17 protein-coding genes and 1 riboswitch are annotated in these 19,911 nt (G+C 50.1%); of the genes, 3 read left to right on the forward strand and 14 right to left on the reverse strand.

The features are described 5' to 3' along the window. Positions 1–52: 52 nt before the first annotated feature. Entirely contained in the window at positions 53–979 is a 927-nt protein-coding gene (locus PsAD26_RS05370; RefSeq protein WP_063309586.1) for a DMT family transporter, read from the reverse strand. Next, positions 979–1,956 carry a glutathione S-transferase C-terminal domain-containing protein gene (locus PsAD26_RS05375; protein WP_208985526.1) on the reverse strand — a complete coding sequence of 326 codons (978 nt, stop codon included), beginning with the start codon at positions 1,954–1,956 and terminating at the stop codon, positions 979–981. Before PsAD26_RS05375 ends, PsAD26_RS05370 begins: the two co-directional genes overlap by 1 nt. 108 nt (positions 1,957–2,064) lie before the next feature. On the opposite strand from PsAD26_RS05375, the gene PsAD26_RS05380 reads away from it, so the two are divergent. Beyond that, the gene (locus PsAD26_RS05380) at positions 2,065–2,979 is read left to right on the forward strand and encodes a LysR family transcriptional regulator (protein ID WP_063309587.1); all 915 of its coding nucleotides are present in this window, start codon (positions 2,065–2,067) and stop codon (positions 2,977–2,979) included. Between the two features lie 127 nt (positions 2,980–3,106). Here PsAD26_RS05380 and PsAD26_RS05385 read toward each other — a convergent pair whose 3' ends face one another. The 3 genes from PsAD26_RS05385 to PsAD26_RS05395 all read right to left on the reverse strand — a co-directional run bounded on the left by PsAD26_RS05385 (position 3,107) and on the right by PsAD26_RS05395 (position 5,241). Next, complete coding sequence (locus PsAD26_RS05385; RefSeq protein WP_063309588.1) at positions 3,107–3,418, reverse strand: hypothetical protein; 312 nt, start codon at positions 3,416–3,418, stop codon at positions 3,107–3,109. 231 nt (positions 3,419–3,649) lie between these two features. Further along, the gene (locus tag PsAD26_RS05390; RefSeq protein WP_063309589.1) at positions 3,650–4,864 is read right to left on the reverse strand and encodes a biotin/lipoyl-binding protein; all 1,215 of its coding nucleotides are present in this window, start codon (positions 4,862–4,864) and stop codon (positions 3,650–3,652) included. Then, on the reverse strand, positions 4,861–5,241 hold the full coding sequence (locus tag PsAD26_RS05395) for a hypothetical protein (RefSeq protein ID WP_153041457.1): 381 nt from the start codon (positions 5,239–5,241) through the stop codon (positions 4,861–4,863). The genes PsAD26_RS05390 and PsAD26_RS05395 overlap by 4 nt, the downstream gene beginning before the upstream one ends. 191 nt (positions 5,242–5,432) lie before the next feature. On the opposite strand from PsAD26_RS05395, the gene PsAD26_RS05400 reads away from it, so the two are divergent. Further along, positions 5,433–6,440, forward strand: a complete 1,008-nt coding sequence (locus PsAD26_RS05400) for an AraC family transcriptional regulator (RefSeq protein WP_208985527.1) — start codon at positions 5,433–5,435, stop codon at positions 6,438–6,440. Between the two features lie 27 nt (positions 6,441–6,467). On the opposite strand, the gene PsAD26_RS05405 is transcribed toward PsAD26_RS05400, so the two are convergent. The 9 genes from PsAD26_RS05405 to PsAD26_RS05445 form a co-directional block, all read right to left on the reverse strand. Further along, entirely contained in the window at positions 6,468–7,448 is a 981-nt protein-coding gene (locus PsAD26_RS05405; protein WP_063309591.1) for a glutathione S-transferase family protein, read from the reverse strand. 208 nt (positions 7,449–7,656) lie between these two features. Beyond that, positions 7,657–8,349, reverse strand: coding sequence for an ATP-binding cassette domain-containing protein (locus tag PsAD26_RS05410; RefSeq protein WP_063309592.1), 693 nt, complete (start codon positions 8,347–8,349; stop codon positions 7,657–7,659). After that, positions 8,336–9,883, reverse strand: coding sequence for a thiamine/thiamine pyrophosphate ABC transporter permease ThiP (locus tag PsAD26_RS05415; RefSeq protein ID WP_063309593.1), 1,548 nt, complete (start codon positions 9,881–9,883; stop codon positions 8,336–8,338). The genes PsAD26_RS05410 and PsAD26_RS05415 overlap by 14 nt, the downstream gene beginning before the upstream one ends. Next, positions 9,859–10,839, reverse strand: coding sequence for a thiamine ABC transporter substrate binding subunit (gene thiB / locus PsAD26_RS05420; protein WP_063309603.1), 981 nt, complete (start codon positions 10,837–10,839; stop codon positions 9,859–9,861). Before thiB ends, PsAD26_RS05415 begins: the two co-directional genes overlap by 25 nt. Before the next feature lie 33 nt (positions 10,840–10,872). Further along, positions 10,873–10,979: riboswitch (TPP riboswitch) on the reverse strand. Positions 10,980–11,095: 116 nt separating this feature from the next. Further along, entirely contained in the window at positions 11,096–13,273 is a 2,178-nt protein-coding gene (katG, locus tag PsAD26_RS05425; protein WP_063309594.1) for a catalase/peroxidase HPI, read from the reverse strand. A gap of 255 nt (positions 13,274–13,528) precedes the next feature. Next, entirely contained in the window at positions 13,529–14,974 is a 1,446-nt protein-coding gene (locus PsAD26_RS05430; protein ID WP_063309595.1) for a carbon starvation protein A, read from the reverse strand. A gap of 181 nt (positions 14,975–15,155) precedes the next feature. Continuing rightward, the gene (btsR, locus tag PsAD26_RS05435) at positions 15,156–15,866 is read right to left on the reverse strand and encodes a two-component system response regulator BtsR (RefSeq protein WP_063309596.1); all 711 of its coding nucleotides are present in this window, start codon (positions 15,864–15,866) and stop codon (positions 15,156–15,158) included. After that, entirely contained in the window at positions 15,863–17,545 is a 1,683-nt protein-coding gene (locus PsAD26_RS05440) for a sensor histidine kinase (RefSeq protein ID WP_063309597.1), read from the reverse strand. The genes btsR and PsAD26_RS05440 overlap by 4 nt, the downstream gene beginning before the upstream one ends. Before the next feature lie 319 nt (positions 17,546–17,864). Then, entirely contained in the window at positions 17,865–18,908 is a 1,044-nt protein-coding gene (locus PsAD26_RS05445) for a hypothetical protein (protein WP_063309598.1), read from the reverse strand. Between the two features lie 185 nt (positions 18,909–19,093). On the opposite strand from PsAD26_RS05445, the gene PsAD26_RS28740 reads away from it, so the two are divergent. Then, positions 19,094–19,825: a TniQ family protein gene (locus PsAD26_RS28740; protein ID WP_084403585.1), complete on the forward strand. Its 732-nt coding sequence runs from the start codon at positions 19,094–19,096 to the stop codon at positions 19,823–19,825. Positions 19,826–19,911 lie beyond the last annotated feature (86 nt).

Here is a 19,911-nt window from a genome sequence, read left to right on the forward strand (position 1 = left end):
CTATCGTTCTTTTAGGTTGGGGGGAGGATTTCTGCATCTGAAAGCTCAGTGTTCAGGAAGCTTGAGATTTTGTGAGTTGAATGTGTCCGTTCGTCAGTGCCAGCCCAACGAAGAGAACGGCAATGGCAGCGAAGATGGCCATGCTGATGGGTTCTGAAAACACCAGCGCAGCAACCAAAATGCCGGAAACTGTGGCGAAGTATCCGACTTGACTGAAGCCAACACTGTCCGTTCTGTCTTGAATAAAGAACGTCAGCGCATAACTAGCTGCACTAAGAAAACCAACGCCCAGAATCATCCACCAGATGTCCATCATCGGTTCAACAAGTGCTGACGGGCTATCACTGAGAAGAAGGAGTGGCAGCAGCAGCAGCACTTGCGAGAACATGGTTCCAGTTGCTGTACCCACTGAGGAGGCGTCTTTAGGATAGGCTTTGTTGCGGTAGATGTTTGCAATAGCCAGAGAGAAAGGCATGCCTGCCCCAATCAAAATCCAGATAGGGTCAAACTGACTGACTTGAGCACTGCTGAGCGTTACAAAACTAATCCCGGCAAGCCCAATCAAAATCCCGATAAGTCGCTGTAGCGCAATCAGCTTTCGGTCAATGATTGATGAGAATCCTGCCGTAATCAAAGGCGATAAAGTTACCAGAACAGTCAAAAGCCAAGCCGGAATATGCTGTAGGACCAGGTAAGCAACAAGCGAGGGGACAGTGATCCCAAGAAAGCCATTGATGATGTAATACTTGATATGGCGGCGTTTCAGCGAGAGGCTCTCATGCTTCAGGTGAAGCAAGAGGTAGAGGAACAAACCTGCCAATAGTAACTGCGCAAATGTTGCGCTCAACGCCGTGATCCCAGCTTTCGTCACAAACTTGGCAAGAGCGTAATTAACGCCAACAATTGCCCCGATCAGGGTGATGTAACCTGTTGGATTCTTGTGTTTTTCAATTTCTGGATAAGTTACCTGCCGATCCATTACGCAGCTCCTTTCTGGAAGATCCTGATCTGGTCGCGCCCATGTGGTTTCAGCAGGTCCGACTGCGGTCCAATTGAAACGATACCTGCGGGGTTGAGATGACGGTGGCTGCGGAAGTAATGCTCCCGCATGCGTTGGAAGTTCACTGTCTCAGCGATGCCAGGATGCTGGTAGAGCTCACGGAGATAAGAGCTGAGATTGGGATAATCTGCGATACGCCAGAGATCAGTCTTGAAATGCGTTACGTAAACAGCATCGAACCGAATGAGAGTGGCAAAAAACTTCCAATCAACTTCAGTGATTTGAGCACCCGCCAAATACCGTCGAACACTCAGCCGCACCTCCAAGAGATCGAAAGCTTCAAACAACTTGGAAACAGCAGCATCATAGGCACTCTGAGACGTTGCAAAGCCAGCGCGATAGACACCAGAACTCACGTTTTCCTGAATGAAGTCAGCAAGCTCATCAATCTCACTCCGCAGTGCTGCTGGATAATAATTGGTGCTTGAGGAGGCCAAACCAGCAAAAGACGTGTTCAGCATCCGCATGATGTCTGCTGAGTTATTGCTGACGATCTTGTTTGTCTTCTTATCGATCAAGAGCGGAACGGTAAGCGCGCCAGTATATTGGGGGAAGGCCCGTAAATAGACTTCATAGATAAATGTGTCTCTCGGGACACTTGCAGTATCGTCAAATAAGGTTTGGTCGATCCGCCATCCCTTATCTTCCATGATTGGATGCATCTCGCTGACAGAAATGATCCTTTGCAAGCCCATCAGTGACCGCATAACCATCACGCGATGGCACCACGGACAAGCATGTGATGTGTAAAGGTGATAGCGGTTTTCTTCTACATGAAACTCAGCAGCTGCATCCGGCTCTATCCAGTTACGAATATCGCTGCTGATAGGGCGATAGGTTCCGTCACTGCTTTTGGGTTTTTCATGCAGTTGCCCATTGATCAGCATCATAGCCATTGGACTGTCCTCTTCTTCTGAAGAGAACTTAGTCAGTTTCCCATTTTACGATAATCACCTAATATGGAAACTTGTTGGTGAGAAAAAGAGAACGAATAGAGCAGACTAATGGAACATATAGGTGCACTACCCGTTTTTGTTGCGGTGGTTGAGCAAAAGGGATTTGCCGCTGCTGCTCGGCAACTCGGTGTCTCTAAGTCAGCTATCAGCAAGCGTATATCTTTGTTGGAGGAGCATCTTGGAGCTCGCCTTCTCCACCGCTCCACCCGCAACATTAGCCTCACTGAAGCAGGAGAACTTTACTACGCTCGCGCAGTAGATGCTTTGGCAGCAGCACAGGAAGCAGAAAGTGCCGTTGCGCAGCTACAGGGCAAGCCGAAGGGGCGGTTAAAGATAAATGTCCCAATGACATTTGGCCGGCTACATATAGCTCCCCTGATCCCTAAGTTCCTCAAAAATAATCCAGAAATCAGCATCGACATGATCATGGATGATCGCCGGGTGGATCTAGTCGATGGTGGATTTGATCTGGCAATCAGAGGAGGGCGCCTTCAGGACTCGTCTTTAATCGCTCGAAAGATAGCGCCGTGCCGCAACATGCTGGCAGCCTCTGCAAGTTACTTGGAAGAGTTCGGAGTCCCAGTGATCCCGGAAGACCTGCTCTACCATAACTGCCTGCATTACGCATATTTTAGTGATCAGCAAGAATGGACCCTAGAAGGCCCTGACGGACAAGTCAAAATTGCAGCTTCCGGTAATTTCCAGGTCAACAATGGCGATGCTCTCACAATCGCAGTTTTAGGAGGTTGCGGGATCGGTCGACTGACCACCTTCGCTGCAGGTGACTACTTAAGATCAGGAGAGTTACGCCAAGTCTTGCCAGAATACACCTTACCAACTCAATACATGTACGCCGTCTACCCCAACCGCCAATACCTCCCCACCAAAACCCGTAGCTTCATCGATTTCATCTCCACCGAAATCGGCGGCGATAAGCCCTATTGGGACAAGGGGCTGCTTTAATCTGAAATCCTGCACTCTCACACACTAACCGCAAACAGAAAAAAGGCCTCTCGGAGGAGAGGCCTTTTGTGGTTGTCCATCCATGATGCCAGGACGGTGGGACATCTGGGAGGGACGGTAATCTCCCTTATGGATTTACAACCACATAAACTGTTGCGCCGTTTTCAACGACGGCTTGGTAATAGACGCCACCGCAGTTGTAGTAAGCGTTGTAAGGTGTGCAGCCTGCGATGTCTTGGCGACGGTTGACGCGGCGGGATGTGCGGCGTGCGGTCCGGCGGGCTGCGTTGCGTTCTGCTGTCTGGGCATTTGCCTCACCTATCTTGAAGGAGATTGGTGAGATGGACTTGGTGCCAAGCTGTGAAGGTCTTGGGTTATAGTCGACTGTGTAACCAACGGAGAGGGCAACTGCTGCGATTGTCAGGGCTTTAATAGACATTTTTCTTCTTCTTTTTATTGGTGGTCGTAAGGCTTTGCTTCGGCTTTCAGGGTTCTCGCCGTTAGTCCTTACTGCTCTGACCACTGGGTTGCTTTGAAGAGAACGGATTGCTCAGATTGCCAGTTGGGGCTGCTCTCTTCGATGGTACTCCCGAGCGGAACCAGTCCGGATCTTTAAGTTCTTGATCGGTTTGCTTTCCGACATCAGGAGAAACTTTTTGAAACTGCGCTCTTAGTGAGTGGATCCTGCAAGGCCAATTCCGATCGCAAGGCCGAGCCATGCTTTCACTCGAAGACCGACTGCTTTGATGACGCCGAGGGCTGAGATCACGTGGGCTGTTACACCGCCTGCCATGTCATCTTTCAGGTCTGTTGTGTAAGTCTGAACAACACATCCACTGCCAGGAACGAGAAACTTCTGGTGTTCCGGGTAGACCAGATCGAGGTGAGCCACGACCTGACCGCGTTTCGCACGTTCTCCTGGTTCCATCAGCCGACCTGTTGGCGCCATCTGACCTGAAGAAATAGATTCCTGAATGCGAGTGATCCGTGCTGGAAGAACTGTGTGGTACATCGCGATGTTGAAGTTGCTTTCACAAGCGATCTCAGCAGCCATGCCTTCGTAAAGTTCGGTGCGAGAAACCTGAGAGAAACCAGCAACCACTCGGGAACCTTCGCGCTTTGTCCGGTCCGGGATGATGACCATTGCGGGGGCCATTGCCGCCTGAGCAGCTCGTGCTCCAACATGCAAGGTCACTTGCTCAACCACACCATCAACCAGGCTGTAAACTTTTGTTTTCTTCAGCTCAATTTCTGCCTGCTCCAACGTGGCTTTCGCACTGGCCAACTGGGAAGGAAGCGTAGAATGAGCCTGAACTTTAGCTGCTTCCAGTTTCGCTTTTGCCGCTTTCACATCAGCAACGCTTGTGTCTCTTTGAGAGATTGCACGCTCATGTCTGCCACGCTGAAATGCGGCGGAGTTCTTCAATTTAAGCTCTTCGTGGTCCGCCAGTGTCATTTCAGCCTGTTTCAAGCCAGTTTTGGCGGCATCCAGGGCTGCATCAGCTGTTTCCACTTCAAGATGCGCTGTTTTAATGGAGCTCTTGATTTCATCAATCTTGCGGCTGGCATGCTCAACCTTGGCTTTTTCCATCGCACTTTCAGTGGTGAACAATGGATCACCCACTTTGACGTGGTCTCCACCTTCTACGAAGACCTCGGTGACTGTTCCGCCATTTTCGGCAACGACAGGAACCGTTTTGAAAGGCACGATGCCGGTGAACGACTTCGGGTAGTAATAGAACACCGCAAAGAAGACGGCGAGAGCCATAAATATCCACAAAACCAAGGCGTAGTGCACGTTGTAAAGGGTGATCGGCATGCCCTTCCAGCGCAGGTACCATACCCGCAACACGAAGGGAAAAGAGGTTACAAGAAGCTCAATCATTTGCCTGCCTCCTGCATTTTAGGAGTCCACCACAGCATAAAATCGCGAGCGATGGCTGTGAGGATAAGAGCCGCTGGAAGCAACACACTGAAATGAGACAGCGCGGGCATAACCTCGTAAGCAAGAGCCACTGTGAGCATCACGGGCACTGTTGTGCGAAGCGGTGTTCCCTTTGCTTTGTGTTCCGCATAGCGGTCAAAACGGGAATAAAGATGCACAACCAAAAGAAAGGCCAGAAAGAAAACAACAAGACTAACAATGGAGTAGCTGTCAGATTGTCCTGGTGGAACCCACCAGCTTGGTTCACCACCTGCCGCTGAGGCTTGCGTGGTGAATGCGCCCATTACCATGACGCTTGAAAGGATGATCGACTTCACGGTGAATGTCCTTTGCTTTGATTAGAAAGCTACCGTCCTAGGCAGCACCGTTTGTTGATGTCCGTAAATTAACGGATGAGCAAAGGACGTTCTTTAGAGTTCTGGTCATCGGTTTTTGATTTCTGGACATTTGAGAGGCTAAATCTGCAGATAAGCAGAAAACTGGCTTCTTTAAGAATGGTGGAGTCAGCATGACACGCATAAGCGCCTACCGATTGCGCCATGCAGCGCAAGTATATGGACGGGAGCCAAACGCGGCTCTCGGCTTTGACAAGATCCTGGAGGCTGTCGGTGTTTCAGTTGAGGAGCTGAGCGACGCAACAGCCAGAATAGATCTGCAACGCGAAGCCGCCGCGCTGGAAACAGCCTGCGAGGCTTTGGAAGACCCAACCTTTGCAGCTCGCGCGGGACTGGCTTCCCCCGGCGCAAAAACACTTCTGGCTTATCTGGCGCAGGCCAGCGACAATATTGGGCAGGTCTTTCGCTTCGTGCAGCGGTTCTACGCTCTGGAAGACCCCGATCTACAGTTTGAGCTGGATGGAAGCGAGACTGAGCCCACGATTTGCCTGAGCAGCACTATTTTGAGCGCGCATCAGTTTCCAAGACATCGTGAGTTTCTGGTATTTGGCTTGCTCAAGCGCACAGAGCAAATTGCGGGCGATGGCTTTGGAAAAATGTCCGTCATGTTGGAATGTGAGGACACAGAGCACTGCGCGCGTCTTTCTGAGCTGGCAGACTGCGCGGTTACAGGCGTTCAATCGATCAACGGTGTGAGGTTGCCCACTGGTGGGTTCGAGTTTCAGATCGCTACTTCCGACACAGCTTTGCGCGAGCACCTTGTAAAGCATGGAGAGGAGCGACTGAGCCAGTTGCCAAAGAACCGAACTGGTTTGTCTGCCAAAGTCATCAAACTGGTGCGTTCCCGTTTGCCCGGTAGCCTGCCGAGCGGCGATGAAGTTGCCAAAGAACTCTGCATGACCCGCCGGACCCTGACGCGCAAACTCTCCGAGGAAGGCACCAATTTCAAGTCTCTGGTAGAGTCTGCCCGCTGTGATCTGGCAAAGCGCTTGTTGGTGGGAACTGACAGCATCGCGCAAGTCGCATTCCTACTCGACTTCGCCGACCAAGCCGCCTTCTCCGTCGCCTTCAAACGCTGGACCGGCGCCACCCCCGCAGTATTCCGAAAGGCGAAGTCTTAGAGAACAGTACTTAGCTGGTATCGCAGATTATCCCAACACTTCACGCTGATGGGGTAGGGAGTAATCGATCAGTGGGCCAGCCGGAATAATCCGCGTTGGGTTTATTGTGTCATGACTGGTGTAATAGTGGCCTTTGATGTGGTCCATATTAACAGTCTCTGCGACGCCCGGTTGTTGATAAAGATCCCGCACATAACCTGATAAATTTGGATAATCCGTTATACGCTGCAAGTTACATTTGAAATGCCCGACATAGACAGGATCAAATCGGATAAGTGTCGTGAACAAGCGCCAATCAGCCTCTGTGATTTCATTGCCTGTTAGATAACGCTGGGCGTCGAGCCGGTTCTCAAGCCAGTCTAATGTATCAAATAAAGGGACGACGGTTTCTTCATAGGCAGCTTGGGAGGTGGCAAAACCAGCTTTGTAAACACCATTGTTAACGTTGGAATAGATACGTTCGTTCAGTGCGTCAATTTCAGATCGCAATGCTTTAGGATAATAGTCTCCACGCTTTGCACCAATCTCGTCAAAAGCTGAGTTAAACATCCTGATGATTTCTGCGGATTCATTCGAGACAATAGTGCCGCTCTTCTTGTCCCATAGAACCGGGACGGTCACTCGACCTGAATAATCGGCCTGTGCAGCCGTATACACTTGATGCAGAAAGTCTGAATGATGAATTCGATCTGGTTCAACACCGTCGCCTTCACTAAATGTCCAGCCATTTGCTGCCATGTGCCAATGTACAACAGAAAGCGAGATCTGAGACTCTAATCCTTTGAGACTGCGAAAGATCAGAGTTCTGTGTGCCCATGGACAGGCGAGCGAGACATAAAGGTGATAGCGGTTTGCTTCTGCCTTAAAGCCACCTTGACCGCTTGGGCCAGAAGCACCGTCAGGAGTGATCCAACTCCGAAACTGAGAGTCCTTGCGCAAAAAACGACCACCTGCTTCTGAAGTGTCATACCATTGATCGACCCAACGACCATCTTGAAGTAAACCCATGATCTGAACGCTACCTCACATAGACAGACATCTTTAGTAATATGTCTGAAAATTATATGCTCTCATGAAGATCAACTGAAGCCATCTGGCATTCACATTGTCGTATCAGAGATGCGCTAGATAAAATCAGAGATGCGCCAATTACACCAATCACGCTTTTGAGTAGACGGTGCCAGCCAACTTAAAATGGACCTCATCAGCGAAGATGCTACCCCAAATACTCCCGCAATGTTGGCGGAGGGTTGTTGAGGAGTTGGGCGGTCTCAGCGGGTGGGTGCGCTGACCCGTTGGCGACTAGAATTGCTTGACTGGTAATGCGGCGGGCGTCTTGTGGGTCGTGGCTGACCATAAGAAGCGTCGTGCCAGTTTCTGCGATGAGCTCCGCGACAAGATCCAGCATTTCGGCCTTAAGAGCAGGGCCGAGGGCGGCGAAGGGCTCGTCGAGTAACAACAGATCACGGTGCTGAACCAAAACACGGGCAAGGGCGACGCGGCTTTGTTGACCACCGGATAGCTCAGCTGGCTTACGCTCTCCCATAGCTGCCAGTCCAACCCGTGAAAGAGCAGCTGTGACTTGCTCTTGCTCAGGCTTTGAGAGCCTTCCGTTAGACCGCAAACCAAGAGCCACGTTTTGTGCGGCAGTTAAATGAGGGAACAGGTTGCCATCTTGAAATAACATGGCGATTGGGCGTTTTCCTGGAACCTGTTTGGTGAGTTCACCTTCTTTCCAGAAAAGCTGCCCCTGCGATATCTCGCGGAATCCAGCAATGGCCTCAAGCAGAGTTGATTTCCCTGCGCCGGAGGGGCCAATAACGGCGACGCTGCTGCCAGCTTCAACGTACAAATTGGCCTGCAACTGGAACCGGCCATTTGCAATGAGACAAGAGCTAAGCTTCAGCATGCCAGCGACCTCCCCGATCTAAAATCCAGAATAGTGCCATTGAAAGCACAAGCAGTAAAAGAGCTCCGCCGGCTGCTGCTTGCATTTTGTATGCCCCCATCAAGCGGTAAATCTGTAAAGGCAGCGTTGCAATTTCCGGATCTGCAAACAGGGCAATCACGCCAAGGTCTCCCATGGAAAGCGCCGCAGCAAGCCCCGCAGCAAACCCGATCTGTGGCCGCATACGTGGAATGAGGACGCGTGAAAAGAACACCCAGCCTTCCATATTTAGAGACAAGGCCAACCGTCCATGACGTGAAACCGTATCTCGCGCAGCAGGGACAAGAATGCGAAGTGCAAACGGCAATGCCATCGCCGCATTGACGAGTGCTGTCACAGGAAGAGCAAGGTCTGACGGGTTTGCCCATGGACGTATAATGATAAACAAACCCGTTCCAATCACCAGCGGGGATGCCGCTAATCCCAAAATTCCAGCAAGTTCAACCACACTATGTCGGCGAACGGCAACGGCTGCTGCCATAGGCAATGCGAACAGCAACAAGATCACCGTGCTGGCTGCAGCGACAGCAACGGAAACAAGCGCCGCCTTCAACACAATAAAGGGCATCAGAAACAGACCGCTAAGGCCTGAAAGAACAACGGCACTGAGCGGCAAAAGTAAAAAGAACGTTGCAAGCAAAATCCAGAAGGCGTCTGCAACAGGTGCACCACCATCCCAGCGCTGGATCGCTCGGTCCAGTCCTGCACCAAACCCTTCACCGCGCGAAAGCTTTAGGGCTGCAAAGGCTGCTGCAGCAGTGAGCGTGAGTTGCAATGCAGAAAGCAGCGCGGCCCGTCCAAGATCAAAGTCATATGTAAATGCCTGATAGATCGCCAGCTCAATCGTTGTTGCCCGTGGCCCCCCACCAAGTGTCAGAGCAACAGCAAAGCTTGTCAGGCAGATAGCAAAGATCACAGCCAGTGCGCCGGGTAAAATGCGGGTGAGCATGGGCAGTTCGATCAGTCGAAACAGAGCTTTTCCATCACACCCCAGCTGTGCAGCAAGGCGAAAACGCTCTGAAGGGACTTCTTGCCACCCTTGTAAAATTAATCGAGTTGCAAGCGGAAGGTTGAAGAAAACATGGGCCAACACAACACCGTGGAGGCCATAGATGCGGATAGGCGAAGCGCCGAAATAGACAAGCACATCAGATATCCAGCCTGCACGGCCAAACACTTGCAGTAGCCCAAGAATGGCAACGATAACTGGAAGAATGAAGGGGGCACCAAGCAATGCTATGAGCAAACTGCGACCTGGAAACCGACGTCGTGCCAAGGCCCGTGCAACGGGCACAGCCAGTGCCACACTGATCACGGCAGAAAGCACGGCTTGAGTAAGCGTAAACTTGAGAGCAGGCCAGTCGGAAGAGGAAAAGCCATGGCCCGCTTCTGCACGCAATGCAACTGCAGCCAGCGTGCCAAGTATAAGTGCCGCGACAAGAAATGCCGCGGCAACACCGGGAAGCGAACTTACTGGCTGAGCGCTTCTAGCCATTCCGGCAGAGCCTCACTTCTTGCAGCAGCAGCTTCTTCAGGTTTAAAGAACAAAGCTTTCTCAGGCACCTTTAATGTGTCAAAGCCAGCAGGCAAACCACCTTCTGGTGTCACAGCAGGATACATCCAGTTGGTCGTTGGAATGATTGTCTGGAAAGCGTCTGAAACCATGAAGTTCAGGAATTTGTCTGCCAGCTCAGGCTGATCAGTTCCGGCAAGTTTTGCCGCCACTTCAACCTGCATGTAATGGCCTTCTTCAAACGCGGCAGTGGTCTTACTGTTATCTTCTTCAGCAATCAGATGATATGCCGGTGATGTGGTGTAGCTGAGCACCATGTCCGCTTCCCCATCAAGGAAAAGACCATAAGCTTCGGACCAGCCTTTTGTAACGGTCACGATGTTGTCGGAAAGGTCCGCCCAGACATCAGCAGCTTCATCTCCGTAAGCCGCTTTCACCCATAGCAGCAGGCCAAGGCCTGGCGTTGAGGAGCGTGGGTCCTGAATAAGGATCTTGGCATCACTCTTTGCAAGCTCGCGGAAGTTGGTTGGTACGGTTTCGCCATTCTTGTGTACGAAGGCAAAGTAGCCCCAGTCGTACGGCACAAAGGTTTCATCAGCCCATTCCACTGGCAGCGTGTATTGGGCCTCAACAGCGTGCGGTGCAAACAGGCCAGTTTTCTTGGCAGTCTCAACAAGATTGGTATCTAAGCCCAGTACCACATCGGCATCTGAGTTTTGACCCTCAAGGCGAATGCGGGAAAGCAGTGCTGCGCCGTCTTCGATGCCAACAAGTTTCAGGTCACACTCACATACAGCTTCAAACGCTTCTTCCACTTTTGGGCCTGGGCCCCAGTCAGAAACAAAGCTGTCATAGGTGTAAACTGTCAGTTGAGGCTTCTCAGCAGCCATCGCTGATGTTGCAGTGAGTAGTCCCGCAGCAATTAACAGATGTTTCAAGTCATCCTCCATTGCGGCGAGAGGGCAAGGATGGATGAAACCGGTACCCTTCCCTCCGCCGGTTCTAGCCGGTTCAGGTTCAACGGGTTCGCCACTAAAGCATCTCAGCACGACAAATACGCGCACCCCGAGGTCAAGAGGTTCTTAACCGGAAAACCACAGGAGCGCAACCGGATATAGCTGGGGTAGAGAGGGCACCTGTATGGAGTTGCAAGAGGAAGCCCGGGCAGTGTCCTGTCCGGGCTTATCTTATTTATTAGGCTGCCAGGTCAAAGCGGTCGGCGTTCATGACCTTGGTCCATGTTGCCACGAAGTCGCGGACGAACTTTTCGTGGTTGTCATCTTGAGCGTACACTTCAGCGTATGCTCGTAGGACTGAGTTGGAGCCAAACACAAGGTCAGCGCTGGTTGCAGTCCACTTTGGCTTGCCAGATTTCCGGTCACGGATCTCATAGGTACCATCCTTGAGTGGATGCCAGCTGTTGTCCATGTCGGTCAGGTTGACAAAGAAGTCTGTCGTCAGCTGACCTTCTCGGTCAGTGAAGACACCGTGCTTTGATCCGCCATAATTGGCACCAAGAACACGCAGACCACCAACGAGCGCAGTCATTTCCCATCCGGTCAGGCGGAGGAGCTGTGCACGATCCAGCATCATTTCTTCCGGGCTAACAGCGTACTCTTGCTTCTGCCAGTTACGGAAGCCATCAGAAATAGGCTCCAATACAGAGAAGGATGTGGCATCAGTCATCGCATCAGTGGCATCTCCACGACCAGAAGCAAATGGAACTTCTACGTTGAAACCAGCTGCCTTGATGGCATTTTCTAAACCAACGTTCCCTGCCAGCACGATCACATCTGCAACTGAGGCTCCTGCCTCTGCCGCAATCGGTTCAAGCACAGCCAGAACTTTGGTCAGGCGGTCAGGCTCATTACCAACCCAATCCTTTTGAGGAGCAAGGCGGATGCGAGCACCGTTAGCACCACCGCGCATATCGGAACCGCGATAGGTCCGCGCGCTGTCCCAAGCGGTTTTGATCAGGTCTTCATTGCTCAAACCACTTGATGAGATTTTTGCTTTCACAGCAGCAACATCATAGTTGGTGCTGCCTGCTGGAACAGGATCCTGCCAGATGAGCTCTTCTTTCGGTACATCCGGGCCAAGATAGTTTGCCTTCGGTCCCATGTCGCGGTGGGTCAGCTTGAACCACGCACGTGCAAATGTATCTCTGAAATATTCAGGATCTGCGATGAACTTCTGACAGTATTCGTTGTAGATCGGGTCAACCTTCATCGCCATATCCGCATCAGTCATGATTGGATTATGACGAACGGACGGGTCGGTTGGATCGATAGGCTTGTCTTCTTCCTTGATGGAGACGGGTTCCCATTGCCACGCGCCAGCGGGAGATTTTACCTGCTCCCATTCATGGCCGAACAGCATATCGAAAAAGCCCATATCAAATGTGGTTGGGTGTGTGGTCCACGCACCTTCTATGCCAGAGGTAAAGGCATTCGTTGCCTTGCCGTCTTGTCCAGGATTGGACCAGCCCAATCCCTGTTCGTCCAGACCAGCGGCTTCTGGTGCGACACCGATGTTGTCGACGGCACCCCGTCCATGGGTCTTACCAACAGTATGACCACCACAGGTCAACGCTGCAGTTTCCTCGTCATTCATTGCCATACGAGCAAAAGTTTCTCGGATCTGATCAGCCGTTTTTTGCGGACCGGGAACGCCATTCACGCCTTCCGGGTTCACGTAGATCAGGCCCATATGAGTAGCGGCAAGCGGGTTTTCTAGCGTTGAAGGATCATCCAGATCGTCATAACGCTCTTCACTACGTGCGAGCCATTCTTTTTCAGATCCCCAATAGGTGTCGATTTCTGGCCCCCAGATGTCCTCACGGCCAAATCCGAAACCAAAGGTTTTCAGACCCATGGAGTCATAGGCGATTGTACCTGCGAGGATAATCAAATCAGCCCAGGAAAGAGCATTGCCGTACTTCTTCTTGATAGGCCAAAGCAAACGGCGCGCTTTATCGAGGCTTGCGTTATCAGGCCAGGAGTTAAGCGGGGCAAAGCGAATGTTACCGGAACCGCCACCACCGCGACCATCTGCAAGACGATAAGAGCCAGCTGTGTGCCATGAAAGGCGGATCATCAGGCCGCCATAATGGCCCCAATCCGCTGGCCACCAGTCCTGACTGTCGGTCATAAGCGCATGGACGTCTGCCTTCACCGCTTCGAAGTCGAGTGATTTGACAGCATCATGATAGTTGAAGCCTGGGTCCATCGGGTTGGTACGCGCACCATGTTGATGGAGGATGTCGAGATTCAAAGCATCAGGCCACCATCGGGTAACCGGCTTATCCATCGATGTATTCGCGCCATGTACCACCGGACAAACACCGGCTGTCTTGACATCGTTACCGTGCATTGCTGTCTCCACTATCTAATTTGGCTCTTGCTGGTTTTGACGTAGCGTTTACCTTAAGCGGTGAGACGAAACGATGCATCCAGCAAATTCTAGACTGAATATAGGTCGCCAAACACATTAAGTGAAATTGCATCTTTTGCACGATGCGATAAGTTTTTCTTATTTATAGTGAAATTTGGAAGGCTGGTAAGTACAAAAAAACAGCGCAGGGACTAGGGTCCTTGCGCTGTTTTGCTTTGGCGAGTGGAGGGAGGGTTACTCGCCAGGTTCAAGCACGTCTTCGTGGTCGACGACTTTACCCTTCACCTTCACCCAGACTGCTGAGGCAATCAGCAGGGCTGCGAGGATGCCGCCGATGGTGGAGACCGTCATTGGCAGGCCAAACCCAAGTTTGGTGGAGTTCAGCAGGAAGGTCACAACAACGGTAGTCATGAAGGTTGCCGGAATAGTGCAGATCCAATGCAGCTTGTTATGGCGCAGCAGATAGGCAGCTGCAGTCCAAAGCATCAGTGCGGCAGTTGCCTGATTGGCGACGCCGAAGTAACGCCAGATCACGCCGAAATCCACTTGAGTAAGGAGTGCTCCTCCAATGAACAGGGGGATCGCCAGCAGTAAGCGCTTTGGCATCTGGTTCTGTGGCATGTTGAAGAACTCAGCAAGGATCAGGCGCGCTGAGCGGAATGCAGTATCGCCAGAAGTGATTGGCAGAATAATCACGCCGAGCACCGCAAGGAAGCCACCAAATGCGCCTAAAAGACCGTTGGATGCTTCATAAACCAGGTTCGCAGGATTGCCGCCCATGCCTTCTGCAAGGCCTTCAACACCGCCGAAGAAGGACAGAGCAATTGCGCACCAGATAATCGCGATAACGCCTTCACCAATCATCGCACCGTAAAAGACGAAGCGACCATTTTCCTCATTTTCCATGCAACGGGCCATCAGGGGGGACTGTGTGGCATGGAAGCCGGAGATCGCACCACAAGCAATAGTGATGAACAGAGCAGGCCACAGTGGCATGTCATTCGGGTTCAGGTTCTGGAAGAAATCGCCAGCTTCAACACCTGGCAGCATGGTGTGTTCGCTGGACAGCAGCAAAGCGACCGTCAAGCCCACAGACATAAACACCAGTAATGCGCCGAAGAAAGGGTAGAAGCGCCCGATGATCTTGTCGACAGGAACGATGGTGGCGATCAGGTAGTATGCGAATATGCAAACCAGGAAGATGGTAACATCAACACCAGTCAGGCGGCCGAGCAGGCTTGCCGGAGCAGACACGAACACGACGCCCACGAGCAAAAGCAAAACAATTGCAAAGATGTTCATGAAGTGCTTCGCACCGTTGCCAAGGTACTTACCGGCAAGGTTGGGGACGGATTGCCCTTTGTTGCGAACGGACAGCATGCCGGAGAAGTAATCATGCACCGCGCCTGCAAAGATGCAGCCACAAACGATCCAAAACATCGCAGCTGGACCATACAAAGCTCCAAGGATCGGTCCAAAAATCGGTCCAACACCTGCAATGTTCAGCAGTTGAACCAGATAGACCTTCTTGGTGGACATAGGCACATAATCGACGCCGTCTGTATGTGCATGGGCAGGTGTCTGGCGTGCGGGCTTAATCCCGAAAACCTTCTCGACAAACATGCCATAGATAAAATAGCCGCCGAACAGCAGGCCAATACTTAAGAGAAACCAGGACATCTTTCTTCCTCCACAAATCTCTGGGAGCGATTAGACCGGTTTCAAGGGCAAGGCGCTGAAGTTTCAGCTAAGCGGCAGTTGAGGCAAGGTGAGCGGCAATTAAAACAAATAAGCGGTTAATTGCGACGCGACAGTTTCACGTAAACTTGAAGTGACCCAAAGGCTAAGTGTATATACGCACTTATGAATATCCAAAATGTTGCTTCAGGCTTTTCAGGTAGCGACGCGAAACTGGGATCTTGGTGCCGTTGTGCGTCACCACTTCCGCACCTGTTTCTTGCAGCACGATTTCCGAAATCGCATCCGGTGAGACGAGGTACTGGCGGTGGCAACGGGCCAATGCGGTTCTTTGCTCCAGCACTTTAAGGGTGAGGTGTGTGTGGACATAAGACTCTGCAGTCGCCACATGGATTCCAGACAAGTCGCTAAACACATATTCAACGGTTGCCACTGGAACGACCTTCAGCTTGTTTCCAAGATAGCAGGGGAGGTGCTGAAGCTCTTGAGGCGTAATTTCTTCCATCAATTGCGGACGCAGATCAGATCGGACCCGGCCAAGTGTCTTGGCAAGCCGGTCCTCTTCAATTGGTTTGAGCAGATAATCAAAAGCATGATGCTCGAAGGCTTTAATGGCATACTCGTCATAAGCGGTCGAAAACACAATGCGCGGCATAGTTTCCGGGTCCAGCATGCCAATCATTTCCATGCCAGAGATGCGCGGCATCTGAATGTCCAGAAACACCAGTTGAGGCTTGTGCTTATTTATAAACCCAAGGGCATCAATCGCATTACTGCACTCGCCAAGTACTTCGATACCATCTGCTCCAGTGAGCAAATCCTTCAACTCCTCACGAGCATAAGGTTCATCATCAACAATCAGACAACTAATCATTGGGCTGCCTCCAACATAGGAGCAGGGAGTAGGATTGAAACCCGGGTAAAAGCGTCCTCTTCCCATTCAATGTGCAGGCCAAACTCCTCACCCCACTGTTTCTTCAAGCGTTTGTCGACCAGTGAAACTCCAAGTCCTTCGCGGTTCTGTGGTGGCACATAAAGCCCGGCATCGTCTTCCACTTGAAGTTCCACATACTCATTGCTCAAGAGCCCACGGATTCTAACGCATCCACCGTCTATGCTCTGCGAAATGCCATGCTTGATGGCGTTCTCAATGAGTGGCTGCAACGTAAATGCTGGAATTTTCAGGGATAGCAGTTTAGCGGGAACATCGAGCTCAACAGCCAGTTTGTCCGGGAAACGAGCTTTCTCAATCGCCAGATAGGCGTCCACATGGTCAAGTTCTTCACCAAGAGTGACGAGGCCAGAGGTGCGCTTCAGATTAATGCGTAAAAATTTGGAGAGCTGCAGCAATAGTTCCCGAGCCTTCTCCGCGTCGCGTTTTGTAATGATGGCAATTGTATTGAGCGTGTTGAACAGAAAGTGCGGGTTCACTTGCGCTTGCAGCAGTTTCAACTCAGCCCGTGTCAAAAGGCTCTGTTTCTCTTCCAGTTCTCCATAAAGGATCTGATTGGAGAGAAGCTTCGCAATGCCTTCGCCCAGTGTTCGGTTGATATTCAAAAACAGCTTGTTCTTCTGCTCGTAGAGTTTGATTGTGCCGATCACCTGAGAGTCGCTATGAAGCGGAATAACGAGGCATGAACCCAACTTGCAGGAGGATGACAGCGAACAGCCATATGGCTCTTCAACACCGTCTGCATACATAACCTTGTTTTGCTCGATAGCATCAATAGTCAGTTGAGAGGAAATCTCTGTCCCCGGTTTGTGGTGATCCGAGCCAATCCCAATAAAAGCAAGCAGCTTGGTGCGGTCCGTAATCGCGACAGCACCTACATTCGTCTCGTCTTTAACAATCTGGGCAACCTTGCCTCCAGAGACTTCATTTAGCCCCTTAGCAAGTACGCCGACACATCGTTCTGCAATCTTTAGTGCCTGACTGGAGAAGGCTGATGATAGTTTGTCAAACATCGTCTTCTGATCGCGGACAATGCTCATAAAGAAAGCAGCTCCCAGTGAGTTGACGAATAACATCGGGGGCGCAATTTGCTGGACAAGCGCAAGAGCCTGATCAAATGGCCGGGCTACAATCAGGATGATGAGCATCTGCACCACTTCCGCTACAAAGGTGAGGCCAAACACAAACATCGGGCGAAACAGCAGTGCGCGTTTGTTATGCGTGCGCAAATAGAATGCAGTCATCCCGGCCAACAGGCCTTCTGAGGTGGTCGAGATCGCACAAGCCAGATCAGTAAACCCACCAAAGCCGTAGCGGTGCAAACCGCCCGTCAAGCCAATCAGAAATCCCGTAACCGGGCCACCCAAAAGGCCACCCAGAACTGCACCCATAGCGCGGGTGTTAGCAATGGCCCCATCAACCTGTTCACCGAATGTTGTGGCAATCACGCAAAAGCCAGAGAACACCAGATAAATAAGTACCTTGTGCGGCAGGCGAGGGGCGTCTTCCGTAAAAATCTTAAACAGCGGCGTTTTGCTGACCATATAAACGATCACCAAATACACACACATTTGCTGCAGCAGATGAAGAATAAGTGCCATTTGTTGGCTTTACTATTGTTTCTTGATTAAGCCCCAAAAGTGTACCGCGTCACACCAAATTTTCAATCCACCAAGCCAAATACAAACACCAAATTCAAGCTTCTCTAAAATTTTGATATATTTGAGCTATTCTACCTACTCCTACTAAACGCGCGCAATTGTCGCGAGGCAAAACAGCGCCAGTAGTCTTTATTAGGCAGGTTGTGATTATGGATGTTTAGGTAATTTTTCCGATCTTAATTTGCTTGCCTAATGTGACGGTATAAAATAGTTTGTAATGATGCAGGAGTTTGGAATAAAAAAGTTTGTAATGTTGTCGTTACTCGCAATATTCAATAGCGGAAATTTTACCCGATACATCGAGTTCAGGGGTGCATGTAAACCCAAAGTATTCTCTTTCAAGTCGCCTAGGGTCTCTATACTCAACGCCTAGAAATTTACAAGACTTGCAGGGACACTTCTTGGGTACCCAAACAATATCCGAATATTTTTTTAGATCTCTTACGCCGCTAAAGATTTCAAGTTTTTGAGCGTGCTTCTTAAAGAATGGGCTTAATGCGTCGTAGTTATTTTCAAATAGATCGCTCAGCAATGTTTCAGTATACATCAGCCAGTCATTTGAGCCAGTTGTTTCATATCCGAACTGCGCTTTTATAGCCTGATGAGACTTCCACTCATGTTTTTTATAGCCAAATACATCTCGCCAATCGCCCTTTAATACATGATGGTTATCGAGGAACCACGCATTGAACTTGAAGAGGAGGCAAAAGCTCAAAAGCGGGTGCCGATTGTTATTAGATACTCGATCGCTATGAAAGCTATAGCTATCATCTTTCGAAACTTCCGTATACTTATTCGGATCATCTCCAGCCATAATAGCTCTCAATGATTTGGCTGCTTCTGTTTTACTATTAGCTATAGCATATCTAAGTGGAATGTTATGGACCTGACATTCAGTACATGAATGCCAACTAGCTGGCAGAGTTACAAAGCCATTATGCTTTAAATCTGCTTGTATGCACTGCTTGCAGTATGTAATTTTTCTTCTGAGAGTGAACTCTGTGAGTGCTTGTGGGCTTACTTGCTCACGATAGAGGAGCCCATTAAGTGCGGTAATGTGTTTCGTATTGTAAATGAAGTTATGGAAACGAGTTTCAAAATGAGGGTGTCCCCTATCAAGAAGGTTTGAGTAAGCCAATACATCCAATAAGAAGGCGTCTTCGAACTTGGAGAAAATTTGTTGAGTTTGAGGGTATACATAAGGATAGCGATGCCACCTACCCATTGGATCAAAAATATTCGATGTATCTTGAATGCCTATTTTCGTTTGATGTCTAAATAAAAAACTGTGTAATAGTTCCATATCTGCAATTTCCTTCAGAATTGCAAAAATTTATATTTTCTTATCTGCGTTGATTTGATTGTTATGTATTACTTCTAATCAAAATATCAGCTGGCTGATCCCTTGCATATCGAAAAATGAAACTCTTTTCCCAACTGAAGTTGAACCTTTTTGCTTCATAATTAGCCTGCAATGCAGAGGGCGGAATGATGGATATGCAGTTACCAGCTTGCTTTCCAGATGAGCTACTGTTTAGTCGTATTCTTAGGCATTTTACTTTGAGTGGAAGTCGGCTAACAAACTACCTTGAAGTGTACTGGGGGGCTAGAAGAGCATCCATCCATCCATTGATCACTTCCGGTCTGAGTATCTTTAGTTCAAGGGCTAGTGAAAATAGTGAGCAATTGCTGCACACTCAAACCCTAGCGCCGCTATTTACCTATTTTTTGCCGTCCAGAGCGATGCTAATCAAAAATGCGATGCTTCAAGGAGATTGCGCTGCTGCGTTGCGAGCCTGTCAACTGCCAAGCTTCAAACAACATGCTCCTCTCGTATTGAAGTATTGTCCAATTTGCTCAGAGCAGGATTTACGCAAATACGGCGTAACATATTGGCATAGAGTTCAGCAGATTTATGGTGTAACTGTCTGTCCGAAACATCGTATTTGCTTGATCAATAAACAAGTACGAGGAAGAGCTCGCTTGAGCCGAGAACTGCTACCCTGCACCGATGGTGTGTTAGAAGAGGGGAGTCCTGAAGCCATACGATTTGCTCGGTATGCTGCTGATCTTTTGAAATGTCTTAGTGCTGAAACTGTTGTTTTTGATGCCAATCGATACCTGCTTAAACTGAAAGAACGTGGATATGTTACTCGAGGACACCGGATAAGACGCAAACGTGTCCGTCGTCGAATGAAGTTAGACAGAATTAGCTTCTGAATAGCGGCGTGTTTGGCCCGGTTTGCATGTTGATGTTAAGCGGCTTGCGCGTGGTAACGCAAGCGGCGATTTTGAAGAGTTCTGCG

The sequence above is a fragment of the Pseudovibrio sp. Ad26 genome (assembly GCF_001623285.1).
Lineage (GTDB): Bacteria > Pseudomonadota > Alphaproteobacteria > Rhizobiales > Stappiaceae > Pseudovibrio > Pseudovibrio ascidiaceicola.

Coding starts and splice junctions, on each gene's coding strand:
- PsAD26_RS05410 (WP_063309592.1), bottom strand. CDS start 8,349: ATGCTGAAGCTTAGCTCTTGTCTCATTGCAAATGGCCGGTTCCAGTTG.
- PsAD26_RS05405 (WP_063309591.1), bottom strand. CDS start 7,448: ATGGGTTTACTTCAAGATGGTCGTTGGGTCGATCAATGGTATGACACT.
- btsR (WP_063309596.1), bottom strand. CDS start 15,866: ATGATTAGTTGTCTGATTGTTGATGATGAACCTTATGCTCGTGAGGAG.
- PsAD26_RS05430 (WP_063309595.1), bottom strand. CDS start 14,974: ATGTCCTGGTTTCTCTTAAGTATTGGCCTGCTGTTCGGCGGCTATTTT.
- PsAD26_RS05445 (WP_063309598.1), bottom strand. CDS start 18,908: ATGGAACTATTACACAGTTTTTTATTTAGACATCAAACGAAAATAGGC.
- PsAD26_RS05375 (WP_208985526.1), bottom strand. CDS start 1,956: ATGGCTATGATGCTGATCAATGGGCAACTGCATGAAAAACCCAAAAGC.
- PsAD26_RS05400 (WP_208985527.1), top strand. CDS start 5,433: ATGACACGCATAAGCGCCTACCGATTGCGCCATGCAGCGCAAGTATAT.
- PsAD26_RS05380 (WP_063309587.1), top strand. CDS start 2,065: ATGGAACATATAGGTGCACTACCCGTTTTTGTTGCGGTGGTTGAGCAA.
- PsAD26_RS05385 (WP_063309588.1), bottom strand. CDS start 3,418: ATGTCTATTAAAGCCCTGACAATCGCAGCAGTTGCCCTCTCCGTTGGT.
- katG (WP_063309594.1), bottom strand. CDS start 13,273: ATGCACGGTAACGATGTCAAGACAGCCGGTGTTTGTCCGGTGGTACAT.
- PsAD26_RS05370 (WP_063309586.1), bottom strand. CDS start 979: ATGGATCGGCAGGTAACTTATCCAGAAATTGAAAAACACAAGAATCCA.
- PsAD26_RS05415 (WP_063309593.1), bottom strand. CDS start 9,883: ATGGCTAGAAGCGCTCAGCCAGTAAGTTCGCTTCCCGGTGTTGCCGCG.
- PsAD26_RS28740 (WP_084403585.1), top strand. CDS start 19,094: ATGATGGATATGCAGTTACCAGCTTGCTTTCCAGATGAGCTACTGTTT.
- PsAD26_RS05390 (WP_063309589.1), bottom strand. CDS start 4,864: ATGATTGAGCTTCTTGTAACCTCTTTTCCCTTCGTGTTGCGGGTATGG.
- PsAD26_RS05440 (WP_063309597.1), bottom strand. CDS start 17,545: ATGGCACTTATTCTTCATCTGCTGCAGCAAATGTGTGTGTATTTGGTG.